Below are 15,782 nucleotides of genomic sequence, written 5' to 3'. Positions count from 1 at the left end.
TTTTTCTTGTGGTACGTTATTTGTAAAAGATAAATACATATCATTTCTACAGTTAAACCGTTATAACTAGGGTTTATCATGCATAATCTGAATTAAATGGCTGTTATACAAAAGCGTTTCTTCCGGGCAATAAAAAGTAAAGTAATTATAGGTTTTCTGTTTGCCTGTTTTGCATTGCTATTGGCCTGGGGCATCAGTAAGTTTGCTTTTACTCGGATGCTGGATACCGTTGAAGAAATTTCGGCCCCGAATGATCGCTTAAGGATCGTAAATGACCTTTCGCATAAAATTGCCCGGTTAGATCAGTTACAAAGAGATGAAGCCTTCAATAAACAAGGTACTTATAGTTTTCTTAAAGAATCACGTAAGTTAAGGAATAGTTTAGATACGTTACGTAAATTGTACAGGGGTGATTCTGCCCAGTTGACTCGGATAAAGTCGATAAAAAATCTGCTAACCGACCGTGACAAACAATTTATCAATTACTTAAAGGTGAGGGAAACGTTGGTGAACACCAAATCATTCTCTGATGAGGTTCAGAAATTAAATGAGCTTGTTGCTACGCGTACCAGACAGACGGACAGTGCGATACTGACCACCGAGACAACTACATCAACCACTACAGTTGCACCTGAGGGAGAACAGAAATCGAGGGGTTTTTTGAGTAAACTTTTTGGAAAGAAGAAATCAGAGGTGTATAAAATTATTAATGAGGAATTTAAAGTAAAGCGGGATACCTTAAATGCAAAGGCTGAAGACAGCATTATGAAGAGTATGACAGGTTCGTTAAAAAATATCGAACTGGAGCAGCGTCAGAAAAGCCAGAAGTTTTTAAAACGTGAAGCAGATCTATCAAATGCCAGCAATGCTTTAACGGCCCAGATGTTGCAGATTTTAAGAGAGGTTGAAGGCGAAGCGGTGGCTCAGATAGATTTGAATGGTATACAGGCTAAAGAAGTAGTTAACGATGGGATTACACAGATTACAACCATTATCATTATCTTTTTTCTGTTAACGGTTATTCTGCTGTATCTAATTTTGGCCGATATTACAAAAAGCAACAGGTATAGACGGGCATTGGAACTTGCTAAAGATGAGGCAGAATACCATGGTAAAGCAAAGCAAAGGTTCCTGTCCAATATGAGCCATGAGATCAGAACGCCGCTGCAGTCTATTTTAGGCTATGCAGAGCTGATTACCCAACAAGATATACCTGATAAGAAAGATGTGGATGCTATTTATCAGTCTTCTATTCATTTACTTCAAATTGTTAACGAGGTATTAGACTACAACCGGATTATTTCGGGCGAATTTAGCTTCAATAACCAAGTATTTAATATCCGGAAGGCATTGGATGAAGTTGTTTCGGTAATGCGGCCATTGGCAGAACAGAAATCACTTCAGTTAAATACAGCACTTGATCTTGCCGATTTGGAATTTGTAAATGGTGATGCTTTTAGGTTAAAGCAGATTTTATTTAACTTATTGGGTAACGCCGTAAAATTTACGTTGAAAGGTGAAATTAAGCTTTCGGTATCGTATAAAAAGCAAGGTGATGATCTGCATTTTCATTTTACCATAAAAGATACCGGAATCGGGTTTGAAGAAAAAGATATCCCTAAAATCTTTAATGAATTTGAGCAGATAGAATCTCCTGAAAAATATATTATCAACCAGGCTGGTACAGGTTTAGGGCTACCTATTGTTAAATCTTTGATCGAAACACAAGGCGGGAGGATTTATGTGAAGAGTAAACCCGGCATTGGTACCACATTTAATATTTACATGAAATATGAAAATACCACTGAGCGTGTAACCGATACTTTAGATTTAGAACATTATGCGATTGTAAACCCAGGTACGGTTTGGGTAATTGATGATGATAAGCTCATTCTGGATTTATGTGGAATGATTTTTCAGAAAAACAAAATCCCGTTTAGAAGCTTTACCCAGGTAGCCGATATCCTGCACGCAGCACCTGAACCAGATTTAAAATACATATTAATTGATATGCGCATGCCCGAAATGACAGGTTTCGAACTTTGTCATTTATTAAAAAAGAAACTCCCTGCGCACATTAAATTTTATGCCATTACTGCACAGGTTTTACCCGAAGAACGCGAAATGGTTTTGAGCGAGGGCTTTGATGGACTAATAATGAAACCGTTTAGAGCTGTAGATATCCTATCTATATTTGATAGAACCGAAATTTTAACCCAGCAGCCTGAATTCGATTTCTCTTCCATTGAGAAAATGACCTTTGGCGACCAGCAAATGCTGGAGAAAATATTGAACCGTTTTAAACAAGATTCTATAGATGACGCTGCAGCGTTGAAAAAACATTTAATCGATGATGATCCAGATCAGGCCAGGTTATTGGTTCACCGCCTTGCAGGACGCACGGCGCAGATGGGTTCGAAGACTTTGGCAAGCGCATTCCGCAGCCTGGAATTAGAAATTGCCGAAAAAGGCTTAACTGCTGATATCAAATCTGAAGTTTTATTACAGATCAGAAAACTAGATAGCTTAATTGCCTTTATGGAGGAAATCGACTACGCCAATGCCGGGTGACATTATTCTATGCCGTAACGCTCCATTTTGGCATAAAGGGTTTTACGGTCGATGTTTAAAATCTTAGCGGCTTTTGACTTGTTATGTCTCACTTTGATTAGCGTTTCAGTAATCAACGCTTTTTCATTCTGTTCGTTTACCGCTTTAAGGTCGGATGAATTACCTGGAGCTGACTGGTGGCGGACAGAAATTACCATTTCATCAGGTAACGCGCTAATCTGTGCAACATCGCCCGGGCTCAATAGAACCATGCGTTTAATCACATTGCTAAGCTCGCGCAGATTTCCTGGCCAATCGTAATTAAGCAAAAGTGTTTTTGCCTCATTAGAAACACTTTTCACATTCCGCTCTAAATCGCGGTTTGATAGTTGTATAAAGTGGTTGATAAACAGTTCTAAATCTCCGCCTCTATCTCTCAATGGCGGAAGCTGGATTTTGAACTCATTTAACCGATGATATAAATCTTCTCTAAACTCACCTTGTTGCATACTACTGGCCAGATCATCATTTGTAGCCGTAATGATGCGAACATTAACAGGAATCTGTTTGGTGCTGCCTAAAGGCTGAATTACTCTTTCTTGTAATGCCCTGAGTAATTTAACCTGTACTTCGTAGCTCAGGTTACCCACCTCATCTAAAAACAAAGTTCCGCCGTTGGCAGCCTCAAACTGGCCTTTTTTATCATTTACCGCCCCTGTAAATGCCCCCTTTACGTGCCCGAATAACTCGCTGGCGGCTAAATCTTTCGATAATGCACCGCAATCAATTGCAACGAAAGGTTTATCAGAACGTTTACTCTGCTGGTGCAGCGTTCTGGCTGCAAATTCTTTCCCCGTGCCACTCTCGCCTTGTATAATTACCGACATATCTGTTGGGGCTACCAAATTAATATGTTCATACAGTTTATCTGCAATTGCACTTTTCCCTTTTATAAAGTCACTGTTTGTTTCTTTTGGTTCAACGCTTTTTAAATCCTTTTTAGCCAAAGAATTTTTGATCACCATCAATAACTCGTCAGGGTTAACGGGCTTGGTAATGTAATCAAAAGCACCCAATTGAATAGATCTAACTGCAGTCCGTACATCGTTAAAACTGGTCATTACGATTACAGGTATAAACAGCCCCAAATTACGGATGTGGGTAAGTACTTCGAGCCCTGTCCCATCTGGCAGACGGTAATCGATTAAAAGTAAGTCGAATTCATTGTTTTCAACTTGCTTAAATGATTGCTTTACCTGGGTTACAAGAGTAATCTCATGACCATTTTTTGTTAAAAAGCCCTCCAGTAATTGAGCAAATGTGGTATCGTCTTCTAAAATCAGGATTCTCGCCATATAACAAAAATAAGAAAAGCCGGACATAATCCGGCTTTCTTGTAATAGGTAGATGTAATTATTTGGGTTTTTATTGTACTGGCTTACCGTCTTTATCAATTTTAACCGAACCAGTTTCTGCTTCTTTTTTAACATTGATGAGGTAATATTCTTTGGTACCTTCTTTTACTGACCAAGCCTCAGTAGCGGTCCATCCTTTATAAGCATCAGATTTTAATGCTGTTGTAACTGGAGCAGGAAGCTCTTCCAATTTAACTGGAGTTTTTACTGCGCTATCTTGAACGGCAACAATTGCCGCATTTTTGATTGTATTTACTTCACTTGCTTGTACTGCTGAGAATCCTGCAAAAGCTAAGAACGCAGCTGATAAAATTAATTTTTTCATGGTATCTTTTTTTAGTTTAATGCGCAGCCCGAAGGCCGCGCTTATATTGATTAATGCCTGTACGGCGTATTTATTTGAAATTATTGAACAGGTTTACCGTCTTTATCAATTTTAACTGAACCAGTTTCTGTTTCTTTTTTAACATTGATTAAGTAATATTCTTTAGTACCTTCTTTAACAGAGAAAGCTTCAGTAGCTGTCCAGCCTTTGTATGTATCCGATTTTAATGCGGTTGTTACTGGTTCTGGTAATTCTTCCAATTTAACTGGAGTTTTTACGGCACTATCTTGAACTGCAACGATTGCAGCGGTTTTGATTGTATTTACTTCACTTGCTTGAACTGCTGTGAATCCTGCGAATGCTAACGTAGCGGCTAAAATGATCTTTTTCATGATATCTGTTTTTAAATATGGTTTGTAACTCGTGTTACGTTAAATACTTGTTAATGATGAAGCGCTAACCGAATTTTATTTATTGAACCGGTTTACCGTCTTTGTCGATTTTAACTGAGCCAGTTTCTGCTTCTTTTTTAACGTTGATTAAATAATACTCTTTGGCACCTTCTTTTACTGACCAAGCTTCAGTAGCGGTCCATCCTTTATACGCATCAGATTTTAATGCTGTTGTAACTGGAGCAGGAAGCTCTTCCAATTTAACTGGAGTTTTCACTGCACTGTCTTGAACTGCAACAATTGCTGTAGTTTTAAAATCTTTTGCTTCACTTGCTTTTACTGTTGAGAATCCTGCTAATGCTAATACTGTAGCTGCTAAAACGAACTTTTTCATAGTATTATTTAAAAATTTAATTTGTGTAACAATACTTGCTAATGTTTCACAATGATGCCAAATTCACTTTTATACTTAATTTGTTGTTTTATAGCTGTTTATGTGTGTGCCAGAATTTTGGTGCTGTGGAGTTACTCCACATTTTGGGGTGAATGACTACAAATTTTATGATTAATAACAAATTCGTGTGCCGTCAGATGGTAACATCTGACGGCACACGAAATATTTTCAAAAAAATAATTTTCAATTTTTAAAAAAGAAGATTTTTTTCTATCATTGCAGCCCGATTGAAAGCCTCCTTAGCTCAGCTGGTAGAGCAACTGACTTGTAATCAGTAGGTCATTGGTTCGATTCCGATAGGAGGCTCTTTTTCTTCCCCATTTTTCTAATTTCTTTAGAAAAGTAATTTCAGAAATCATTTTACTATCAAAATAAGCCAGGTATAGAAAAATATTTTTATTTGATCCGGTTATTCCGCTAATTTGCGATATGTTAAAATACTTTTCAGCCGATTGGATCTTTCCTGTTTCATCTCCACCAATTAAAAATGGGGTGGTAGTTGTAAATCCAGATGGAGAAATTGAAGAAGTGTTAACCAAAGAAGAGGCTGGGAGTCTTGATTTGGATATCATAGCGTATAAAGGCGCAATCGTTCCAGGCTTTATCAATACCCATTGCCATTTAGAACTATCACACCTACTGGGCCAAATTCCCGAGCAAACGGGTTTGGTAGAATTTGTACAGCACATTATTAAAAGCAGACAGGGAGATATAGAAGAGATTAAAGCAGCTATGTACGCTGCCGATAAGAAAATGTTTGAAAACGGGATTGTAGCTGTTGGCGATATTTCCAATCAAATTTCCTCAAAAGAAGTAAAAGAGCAGAGCAAAATATACTACCATACTTTTATAGAAGCCATGGGCTTTAATCCGGAACGGGCTGATGCAATAATGGATTACGTTAAAGGCATTAAGCAAGCTTTTGGATCTTTGCCCAATTCGATTGTACCACATGCGCCTTATTCGGTATCTCCGGAATTGTTCGAATTAATAAAAGTGGAAGCAGAAAAAGATAATATTTTTATTAGTGTTCACAATCAGGAAACCGAAGATGAAAATGCTTTCTTTGAAAATAAAACAGGTGGATTTTTAGATCTATATCAATTCTTAGGACTGGATATTTCTTTTTTTGCTCCCACAAAAAAAACATCCCTACAAACCTGGTTACCCTATATTAAGGAACAGAAGACTTTGTTGGTGCATAATACTGTTTCGAATAAAGCTGATATAGCCTTTGCGAAGGAAAACAACAACAACCTGTATTGGTGCCTTTGCCCGCAGGCCAATTTATATATCGAAAATGCTTTACCTGATGTAGATCTGTTAATTGAAGAAAATGTAAAGATTACCCTCGGAACAGATAGTTTGGCCAGCAATCATCAACTTAATATTCTATCAGAAATGCTTACCTTACAAAAATGCAAACAGGTTTCTTTTGAGAGATTGTTGAGTTGGGCAACCATAAACGGAGCAGAATTTTTGGAGCTTGACCAACAAATTGGAACAATAGAAGTTGGTAAAAAGCCAGGATTGAATTTAATCCAATTGTCGGCTGATTTTAAAATTGAAAATGACCAGGTAAAAAGGCTAATTTAATTATATGAATCCCATCTGTAAACTTTTCAATATTAAATATCCTATTATACAGGCCGGAATGGTTTGGTGCAGTGGCTGGAGATTGGCCTCAGCGGTTTCTAACGCAGGGGGGCTTGGTATTATTGGAGCGGGTTCGATGTATCCTGATGTTTTAAGAGCGCACATTCAAAAATGCAAATTAGCAACCCAACTGCCATTTGGCGTTAACATTCCATTGCTCTATCCTAATATTCAGGAAATTATAGATGTAGTAGTTGAAGAAAAGGTAAAAATTGTATTTTCTTCTGCTGGTAATCCTGCAACATGGACCAGTTTTTTAAAAGAAAAGGGTATTACTGTTGTTCACGTAATTGCGAATACAAAATTTGCCATAAAAGCTCAGGATGCTGGTGTTGATGCCATTGTTGCAGAAGGCTTTGAAGCGGGTGGGCATAACGGCAGAGAAGAAACCACCACCATGTGTTTAATCCCGATGATAAAAGGGGTTGTTAAAATTCCGGTCATTGCTGCTGGTGGCATCGGGAGTGGTAAGGCTATGCTTGCTGCATTTGCCTTGGGTGCTGATGCGGTTCAAATCGGTTCGGCTTTTGCTGTGGCCGAAGAATCGTCTGCTCACCAGGCATTTAAACATAAAATTGTTGAGGCCACTGAAGGCGATACTAAGTTAGCCATGAAAAAATTGGTTCCGGTAAGGTTACTGAAGAATGAATTTGCCAATGCTATAGCCAATGCTGAAGCTGAAGGAGCAAGCCGGAACGAGCTGGCAGCACTTTTAGGACATGCCCGGGCGAAACTGGGGATGTTTGAAGGTGATATGGAAAAAGGCGAACTCGAAATCGGTCAGGTTTCGGCAATGCTGAATGAAATTAAACCTGCAAGGGCTATACTCGAAGAAATATGGCAGGAATTTAAAGTAGAAATTGCCCGCCTTACTCAAGTGCAAAACGAATTCGATAGCTAAATCAACATACATTTAACGGCTTATCTCATCTTTTCAACCGAAATAATTTTACAAAGTAAAATGACCCCTCATAACCGGAATTATGATGATTTATAAGAAGTCATTTTACTTTGGTTTATCACCTAATGGTTAACCATTTTCATTGCAGCTTCACTGTACCGCTCACCTATTACAGGATATTTTTTAATTAACCCATTAATTTCTGTAAGGTCGGTGCCGGTTAATTCAACTTCAATCGAACCCACATTCTCTTCCAGGTATTTTCTTTTCTTGGTTCCTGGAATAGGAATGATGTCCTCACCTTGTGCCAAAACCCAGGCTAGCGCAAGTTGTGCAGGTGTACAGCTTTTTGACTCTGCAAATGCGGCAAATTCCATTATTAATTTATTGTTGTTCGCTACATTTTCTTGTTGGTAACGTGGCAAAGTTCTCCTAAAATCGTCATCAGCTAGAATATTTACATCAAGCGTATTGGTAACCAGGCCCCTTGCCAATGGAGAGTAGGGCACAAGTGAAATGCCAAGTTCGCGGGTTGTTTGCAATATGCCATTTTCAACATCCCTACTCAACAGCGAATATTCACTTTGCAGAGCCGCAATTGGGTGCACGGCATGAGCCTTTCTGATGGAAGCAGCAGAAGCCTCGCTTAGTCCGAGATAGCGCACCTTGCCTTCTTTTACCAGATCGGCCATGGCACCAACGGTTTCTTCAATAGGCACATTTGGGTCAACCCTATGGGCATAGTAAAGATCAATGGTGTCAATTTTCAGACGTTTCAGGCTCTGTTCAACTGCAATTTTTATCCAGGCCGGAGAGCCATCAAAATATGTTCCTACAGCGCTACTAGGTCCCGCTATACCATCCTTAAAACGAAAACCGAATTTTGTTGCGATAAATACCTTGTTGCGGTTGGGTACCAGTATTTTGGAGATCAATTCTTCATTGGCACCATTGGCATACATATCAGCCGTATCCCAGAAGTTGATGCCAAGGTCAAGGGCTTTTTCCAGGGTTGCCAAACTTTCTTTATCATTTGTAGGGCCATAGGCAAAGCTCATGCCCATGCAGCCAAGGCCAAGTGCAGAGAGCTGTTCGTCTGTTGTTCCAAGTTTTCTGTATTTCATAGTTGTTATATTTTGTTTTCTCAAATGTAGATATTGCAATAAAATCACCACTTATAACCATCAAACAGATCGTTATAATAATCAAACAGCCTGCCGCGAACGAGTGGGGCCAAACCGGTATGTTTTTTAAAGAACAAAGTGAAATAAGAAGGATATTCAAAACCAAGGCTGTAGGCAATATCGGCTATGTTCCAATCGGTATACTGCAATAAAGCTTTAGCTTCTTTAATAATCCGGGCAGCAATATGGGTGCTAGTGGTTTTTCCAGTCACCTCTTTTACTGAGCGGTTGAGGTGATTGATGTGTACAGAGAGGGCAGTGGCATAATCGGTTGGATTTTTGAATTTGAGTATAGATGCGGGCGAATCAATGGGAAATTGCCTTTCCAATAATTCAAAAAACAGATCAGAAACCCTTGAGGAGGCATTGACATACTTATGGAAATTCGTGGCCGGATTATTTTTCATGGCCTCATGTATCAACAGGTGGAGAAAGCTGCGCAGTACATCGTATTTATATGGATAAACGGAGCACATTTCTGCCTGCATTTTTTTAAATATAGCCGAAATTTCGGCCAATTGCACCTCATCAGGAAAAAATATGGGGTTACAGCCAATCTTGAACAAAGGTGAGTCGCGCAGGTAATAAACCCGTTCGCTATGTTGAATGAATTCCTCTGTAAAAAGGCAATACCAGCCCGATTGTTCTTCTGATTCTGCCTCCCATGAGTAAGGTACAATGGGGTTAGAGAACAGTAATGCCGGGCGGTCGATCTGTATCCATTTATCTGCGTAATAGATCTTACCCCTGCCTATGATTAGAGACACCTTATAAAAATCCCGGCGGCTATAGGGGCTCAGCACAGCACAGCTCTCCCTCGAGAATACATTGATATGCCCGATGCCCGCATTGTTTAACGGAACCTCTGTTGGCGCATGGCTGGGAAGCCTGCCATAAAAATCGCTTACGCTTTCAACTTGCATCAATCACAAATTTATAAAAATCAAATAAATCTACTGAAGATCTTAATTTTTTTCTTAGACGATGGACAATTCCTGTTTTGCGTTTTAAATGTACACTGTTATGGTGCATTTATTTCAAAAGGCTTAAAAAAGGATCAGAAATCTGAGGATAAATTATTGATTGGAACGATTTGAACATTGACAACCAAAAATCTTTTAATATAATTGAGACGTGCTATCACTAATATCGCAAAACGTGTGGGATAAAATTATTTTTACAGGCGATTTTGTTTCACCCTTCAAATTAGCGGTATTGGACTTTTTCGAGTAAAGAGACGGTGTGTGAGAGGTTTTGGATCATTTTATCTTTAAGTTCGATGGTTTTGTTCTTCTCACTTAACAGGCTTTTTAGCCTTTTGATCTCTTCTGCTGATGCTTGTGTTTCTTTTTGACTGAGCTCAGAAAATAGCTTCCCCTTTTCGTAATAGCTGAAAAAATTGTAGCCCAGTATTTCACTCACAGTTGCGAGTAAGGAAACATCCAGGGTAGAACTATTGATGATTTCCTGCGCCTTGGTTTTGCTAATGGCCATTTTTTCTGCGAATGTGGAAACAGAAATTTCTTTGGTCTTCATTTCTTTCCAGATCATCAATCCTATATGTACACTCATTATCGTCTCCGTTTTAAAGTTCAAATTACCTAAATGTTAGTCTATTCAGGAAAAAATAGTGTTAATGATAACCAGTCTAATTATAACTTTGCTTTAACTGGTAATTTTGCCGTTTTTTAGGAGGATTTTGCTTTATAAAGCACGAAGCCAGTCTGTAAAATAGCGTAGCAGATACTTTCGACTTTAATTTATACTTATGTCGGTGAATTTTAGAACAATTTAACCAAATAATTGTGCAGGGCTTCGTTAAATCAGCTCAATGCCGTTGTTAACAAGTACTAAAGAATTGTGATAATTCATTTACCTTTGCAGCTTTAAACATTTCAACTTTAGGGCAATAAATGAAACATCTCAATATAATAGTAACGGGTAAAGTGCAGGGCGTTGGTTTTAGGGAAACTACTAAGATTATTGCCAACCAGATGATGGTAAATGGTTTTGTGAGAAACGAAAAAGACGGCTCAGTATATATCGAAGCAGAAGGCGAAGCAATTTTTCTGGAAGAATTTGTAAACTGGTGCCACGAAGGTCCCGATCGTTCGCGCGTAGAAAATGTTGTGGTAAGTGAAGCCGAAGTAAAAAACTATCGTAATTTTGAAATTTTAAGAAAATAAATTGCTGAATTGTTGGATTGCTATATTGTTCTGTTAAGGAGCTTATCTCAATACGCAGTACTCAAATCTCAATATAAATGTCTGTATATAAAAAATTTCTTGGGCAAACGATGGTTTATGGTATAAGTACCGTTTTTTCCAGATTGTTCAATTTTATCCTCACACCTATCTACACGGGGGTTTACCCAAAAGGGGTTTATGGTATTTTCACAAACATGTATGCCAATGCATCGTTAATTAATGCAGTTTTGGCCTTTGGCATGGAAAGTACCTATTTTAGGTATTTAAATAAATTTGAAGATAAAAAGCAGCAGGTATATAATAATTCATTTCTGTGTATTGCTTTTATTTCATCACTTTTCTTAATTACAGGCTTAATTTTTTCGTCTTCAATTGCGGGTTATTTAGCAACAAAGGCATCCGAAATCGCAGATTATAAACAGTATGTAAGTTTCTTTTTGTGGATACTTTTTGTAGACGCTATTTGTGTAATCCCTTTTGCAAAATTGAGAGCTGATGGTCGACCATTTAAATATAGTGTCGCCAAATTTTTAAATATCGGTTGCTTTGTTGGTTTTAACCTTATATTCATTTACCTCATCCCTGCCAACATAAAATACAATTGGCTAGGTGCAGAATGGTTTGCTTCATGGTATAGGCATCAATGGATCGGTTATGTTTTTGTAGCTAATCTTATTGCCTCAGTTGTTACCCTGATTTATTTGTTACCCGAATTTATGAAATTGCAATTGCGTTTCGATGGTAAGCTTTTTAGCAATATGTTTTCTTACAGCTGGCCAATTTTAGTAGCGAACCTGTCATTTATCGTAAATGAGAATCTGGATAAAATAGTACTTCAAAAACTATTGCCCCCTGAAATAGCCGATGGAGAGGTTGGGATTTATGGTGCAGTATGTAAAATAGCAATTTTCTTAAGTATTTTTATCACAGCTTTCAGGCTGGGCGCCGAACCATTTTTCTTCAGCCATGCAAAAGAGAAAAATGCAAGGGATACCTATGCTACAATTTTGAAATATTTTGTAATTGCCCTATCTGTTCTTTTTATTGCCATTATTGCTAATATCGAACTGCTGAAATTTTTCATCCGTAAGCAAGAATATTGGGTAGGTTTACCCGCAGTTCCTTATTTGCTGTTGGGCTATGTGTGCCTGGGCGTTTATATGAACTTGTCTATCTGGTACCGCCTATCCGATCAGACTCGTTTTGGGCTCTATATTTCTGTAGCTGGGGCAGTAATTACAATTGTACTTAATGTTGTTTTAATTCCGCGATTCAGCTATATGGGGTCTGCCTGGGTGAGTATGCTGGCTTATTTTGTAATGATGGTTTTATCTTATGTTCTTGGACAGAAATATTATCCAATTCCTTATAACCTTAAAAAGATTTTATCTTATTTAATTATTTCAACGATAATTGTATTTTCTTCGTTTTTTGTATTTAATAAAAACATTTACATTGGTAATGCCATGTTAATTGCTTTTGTTGCAGGCATCGCTTATTTCGAAAAGGAAGATTTAATGAAAATACTAAAAAGATAAATGGTTAAAAGGTTTGGGTTTAAGACTTTTTTTGTCTAAAATCTCATATCTCCAATCTCACAAAAAATGGAAATAAAAATTATCAATACATCCGCACATCCGCTTCCACAATATGAAACTGCACACGCAGCCGGTATGGATCTGAGGGCATCAATAACTGAAGAAATGATATTGAAACCTTTGCAAAGATTATTGGTGCCAACAGGCTTGTTTATTGAATTGCCGATTGGCTTTGAAGCACAGATCAGACCGAGAAGCGGATTGGCCTATAAGCACGGTATTAGCATTGTAAACGCACCTGGTACAATTGATGCCGATTACCGTGGTGAAATAAAAGTTTTATTGGTAAATTTATCAGATACAGATTTTAAAATCGTTGATGGTGATAGAATTGCACAAATGGTTGTCGCAAAACACGAAACCGTTAGCTGGCAAACTGTTGAACAATTAGGGGAAACAGCGCGCGGAGCGGGTGGCTACGGGCATACCGGTAAATAGTTTGGAGTTAGCAGTTTTCAGTTTTGAGTTAATTTTTGGATGGATAAAATGATATGAAATACAAAGCACATTTTCTTATCGGCGCTACTTTGGTGGGCTTCCAGGCTTTTGGGCAGGGAACGGTTACGCCAAGTACCAATCGCGATAGCAATATGGTGAAACAATTGTTTTTTGCGGGTTTACGGGAGAAAATGTCTGAAAATTATGTTGTTGCCTCTACCAATTTCAATAAAATTGTTGGTTTAGATCCGAATAATCACGCGGCCTACTTCGAGCTGGCCAATGCAAACCTACGTTTAGACAAGCTCCCCGAAGCTGAACAGAATATAAAACAGGCAATTAAATTAAACGCTGGCAATTTATGGTACTGGCGCTTACTCGGAGAGGTATATAAACGCACCAATAAAATGCCCGAGCTGATTGAAGTGTTTAACCAGCTGATCCGCCTGGATCCCGAAAACGATGCCTATTATTTTGATAAAGCCAATGCGCAGTTCTTAGGCAATCAGCTAGATGCTGCAAAAAAGACCTACGATGAAATTCAGGGTAAATTTGGCGATTCCAGGGATCTGGTAAATGCCAGAAAGCGATTGCAATCTAACGGCAGTGCCACTGAAAGTGATATTGTAAAATTATTGGAAGGCAATCAGGCCGATGTAAAGAACTATTTATATGCTGCGGGTTTACTTTTACAAAAGGGAAATGATCCGGAAGCATTAAAGGTATTAACCAAAGCACAGCAACTAGAACCGAATAGCTTTGAAGTAAACCTGGCTTTGGCAGATATTTACCGCAAGCAGAAAAATGATGAAGCTGCATTTTCTTCCTTAAAATTGGCTTTTGAAAGCAATGAAATGCCACTTGCTGAAAAGGTGAAGATTATTGCTGCACTTTTTCCCAGCCTTAGCCAGCCCGTTGTTGCCAAAAATGTAACTGAGCTGAGTAAATTAGTTGCAGAAAAAAATCCGGCTGAAGCAAAAGCATTGGCACTTTATGGCGATGTGCTTTATCAGCAGAACAATTTAAAAGAGGCATTGGTACAATATCAAGCTGCTTTAAAACTTAACGAACAGGTTTACGTGGTTTGGGAACAGGTAATTAATATCCAAACACTGCTTGGACACTATGAGGAAGCCATAAAGGTTGGCGATGAGGCTTTAAGCATTTACCCTAATCAGGCCAGTTTATATTATTATATGGCTTATGCCCTGTTTAAAACTGGCAAATACGAGCCTGCTCAAAACAATTTAAAAACCTCGTTACAGTTGGATGTGGAAAATAAAAGCCTGCAGGCACAGATTTATGCACTACAGGGCGATATCTACATCAACCAGAATAATTTTGCACAGGCTAAAACAGCTTTCGAAAAAGCCATTTCGATAGAACCCGATAATTATCTCATCATGAATAATTATGCTTACTATCTGGCGTTAAGAAATGACGATTTAACAAAGGCCGCAAAATATGCAGAAACAGCGGCCAATGCAATGCCCAATAATCCCTCAATTGTAGATACCTATGCCTTTATTCTGTTTAAACAGCAAAAATACGATCTGGCAAAAACGTGGATCGAAAAGGCTTTGCAAAACAATAGCAGCAAAAATGGTGTTTACTTGGAGCGATATGGCGATATACTTTTTATGAAAGGTGAAAAGGATGCAGCATTAATCCAATGGCAAAAGGCAAAAGAGGCCGGAAACGGATCAGAAGTATTAATTAAAAAGATAAATGAAAAGAAGTATTTTAAATAGCGCATTCCTGTTAGGAGCTGTAATTTTTGTTTCAGCATGTAAACCTAAAAAAGAAATTGTAGTAGCCCCTCCTGCCAAAACAGAAACCAAAACAGATAATTCGAAAGCAGAAGCCTTAACCTTATTAAATAGCAAACAACTTAAATTTAATACACTTTCTCTAAAAGCAAAAGCAACTTTAGATATTGCCGGCGATGCAAACGATGTAACCATGAATTTCAAAATGAAAGACAAGGAAACCATTTGGGTAAGCGTTACAGCCTTAGGTGGAATGGCAGAGGTGGCAAGGGCTTTGATTACGCCTGATAGCATCAAGATTATGAACCGGATGAAAAGTGAATACCTGAAAAAACCGTTTAATTATATTTACAATTTCACCAACAAACAAGTTAACTTTAATACACTACAGGCTATTTTAACAGGCAATGCCATGGGCGAATTTTTAACACCAGAATCTGATGTTAAACAGGAAAATGGCGTTTGGGTTGTTTCTGGAAGTAAATCGGAGTTAGATTACAAACTGCTTTTTAATACACTTTTCAAAGTATCGGAAACTAATTTAAATGACGCTAAAAATGGTCAGGCTTTAAAAGTTACATATACCGATTATCAAAAATTAAACGAATCTTTATTCCCAAGTGCATTGCAGATCAAAACGCTATCTAAAGCGAAAAAAATAAATATCGACCTTCAATTTGTAAAAATTGATGGCAATGTTCCGGTTGATTTTCCGTTTAATGTACCAAAGAGATTTACAGTTGTAAAGTAAACTTAAAAACTTCCTTATTGTATGCTATAAATGATTTGCCAAATGTATATACTGGTTGGTACAGAGGCTTTGGCAATCTTGGCTGTATATGAAGATTGAGTGAAGACAGTTCTGTAATAAGCAATTATGACTTTAGCATCTC

The 15,782-nt window shown here is 38.0% G+C and carries 15 protein-coding genes and 1 tRNA gene; 9 read left to right on the top strand and 7 right to left on the bottom strand.

Going from position 1 to position 15,782, the window contains the following annotated elements; all coding sequences use genetic code 11:
- Positions 1–96: 96 nt before the first annotated feature.
- Entirely contained in the window at positions 97–2,571 is a 2,475-nt protein-coding gene (locus H9N25_RS18445; protein WP_190326815.1) for a hybrid sensor histidine kinase/response regulator, read from the top strand.
- A 2-nt stretch (positions 2,572–2,573) separates the two neighbouring features.
- On the opposite strand, the gene H9N25_RS18440 is transcribed toward H9N25_RS18445, so the two are convergent.
- The 4 genes from H9N25_RS18440 to H9N25_RS18425 all read right to left on the bottom strand — a co-directional run bounded on the left by H9N25_RS18440 (position 2,574) and on the right by H9N25_RS18425 (position 5,076).
- Complete coding sequence (locus H9N25_RS18440) at positions 2,574–3,905, bottom strand: sigma-54-dependent transcriptional regulator (RefSeq protein WP_190326814.1); 1,332 nt, start codon at positions 3,903–3,905, stop codon at positions 2,574–2,576.
- 70 nt (positions 3,906–3,975) lie between these two features.
- Positions 3,976–4,290 carry a hypothetical protein gene (locus H9N25_RS18435; RefSeq protein ID WP_057931901.1) on the bottom strand — a complete coding sequence of 105 codons (315 nt, stop codon included), beginning with the start codon at positions 4,288–4,290 and terminating at the stop codon, positions 3,976–3,978.
- Positions 4,291–4,370: 80 nt separating this feature from the next.
- Positions 4,371–4,682 (bottom strand): hypothetical protein, encoded by a 312-nt coding sequence (locus H9N25_RS18430; protein ID WP_167297352.1) that lies wholly within the window; start codon positions 4,680–4,682, stop codon positions 4,371–4,373.
- A gap of 79 nt (positions 4,683–4,761) precedes the next feature.
- On the bottom strand, positions 4,762–5,076 hold the full coding sequence (locus H9N25_RS18425) for a hypothetical protein (RefSeq protein WP_167297351.1): 315 nt from the start codon (positions 5,074–5,076) through the stop codon (positions 4,762–4,764).
- A 293-nt stretch (positions 5,077–5,369) separates the two neighbouring features.
- Between H9N25_RS18425 and H9N25_RS18420 the strand changes: the two genes are divergently transcribed.
- From H9N25_RS18420 to H9N25_RS18410, 3 genes are all read left to right on the top strand, one after another.
- Positions 5,370–5,442 (top strand) — tRNA-Thr (locus tag H9N25_RS18420).
- A 123-nt stretch (positions 5,443–5,565) separates the two neighbouring features.
- On the top strand, positions 5,566–6,732 hold the full coding sequence (locus H9N25_RS18415; RefSeq protein ID WP_190326813.1) for an amidohydrolase family protein: 1,167 nt from the start codon (positions 5,566–5,568) through the stop codon (positions 6,730–6,732).
- A 4-nt stretch (positions 6,733–6,736) separates the two neighbouring features.
- On the top strand, positions 6,737–7,693 hold the full coding sequence (locus H9N25_RS18410) for an NAD(P)H-dependent flavin oxidoreductase (RefSeq protein WP_190326812.1): 957 nt from the start codon (positions 6,737–6,739) through the stop codon (positions 7,691–7,693).
- 122 nt (positions 7,694–7,815) lie between these two features.
- Here the strand turns inward: H9N25_RS18410 and H9N25_RS18405 are convergent, their stop codons facing one another.
- From H9N25_RS18405 to H9N25_RS18395, 3 genes are all read right to left on the bottom strand, one after another.
- Positions 7,816–8,817, bottom strand: a complete 1,002-nt coding sequence (locus H9N25_RS18405) for an aldo/keto reductase (RefSeq protein WP_190326811.1) — start codon at positions 8,815–8,817, stop codon at positions 7,816–7,818.
- 44 nt (positions 8,818–8,861) lie between these two features.
- Positions 8,862–9,800 carry a helix-turn-helix domain-containing protein gene (locus H9N25_RS18400; RefSeq protein ID WP_190326810.1) on the bottom strand — a complete coding sequence of 313 codons (939 nt, stop codon included), beginning with the start codon at positions 9,798–9,800 and terminating at the stop codon, positions 8,862–8,864.
- 283 nt (positions 9,801–10,083) lie between these two features.
- Complete coding sequence (locus H9N25_RS18395; RefSeq protein ID WP_167297346.1) at positions 10,084–10,449, bottom strand: hypothetical protein; 366 nt, start codon at positions 10,447–10,449, stop codon at positions 10,084–10,086.
- Between the two features lie 341 nt (positions 10,450–10,790).
- On the opposite strand from H9N25_RS18395, the gene H9N25_RS18390 reads away from it, so the two are divergent.
- From H9N25_RS18390 to H9N25_RS18370, 5 genes are all read left to right on the top strand, one after another.
- Positions 10,791–11,063, top strand: coding sequence for an acylphosphatase (locus H9N25_RS18390; RefSeq protein ID WP_167297345.1), 273 nt, complete (start codon positions 10,791–10,793; stop codon positions 11,061–11,063).
- Between the two features lie 77 nt (positions 11,064–11,140).
- Positions 11,141–12,622, top strand: a complete 1,482-nt coding sequence (locus H9N25_RS18385) for an oligosaccharide flippase family protein (RefSeq protein WP_190326809.1) — start codon at positions 11,141–11,143, stop codon at positions 12,620–12,622.
- A gap of 66 nt (positions 12,623–12,688) precedes the next feature.
- Complete coding sequence (gene dut / locus H9N25_RS18380; RefSeq protein WP_167297343.1) at positions 12,689–13,120, top strand: dUTP diphosphatase; 432 nt, start codon at positions 12,689–12,691, stop codon at positions 13,118–13,120.
- A 53-nt stretch (positions 13,121–13,173) separates the two neighbouring features.
- A complete protein-coding gene (locus H9N25_RS18375) occupies positions 13,174–14,871 on the top strand; it encodes a tetratricopeptide repeat protein (RefSeq protein WP_190326808.1) in 1,698 nt (565 codons plus the stop codon).
- On the top strand, positions 14,849–15,640 hold the full coding sequence (locus tag H9N25_RS18370; protein WP_190326807.1) for a DUF4292 domain-containing protein: 792 nt from the start codon (positions 14,849–14,851) through the stop codon (positions 15,638–15,640). The genes H9N25_RS18375 and H9N25_RS18370 overlap by 23 nt, the downstream gene beginning before the upstream one ends.
- Positions 15,641–15,782 lie beyond the last annotated feature (142 nt).

The organism is Pedobacter riviphilus, assembly GCF_014692875.1.
Classification (GTDB): Bacteria; Bacteroidota; Bacteroidia; order Sphingobacteriales; family Sphingobacteriaceae; genus Pedobacter; species Pedobacter riviphilus.
Note: the sequence above shows the minus strand (reverse complement) of the source record. Positions and strands in the feature narration are given on the sequence as shown.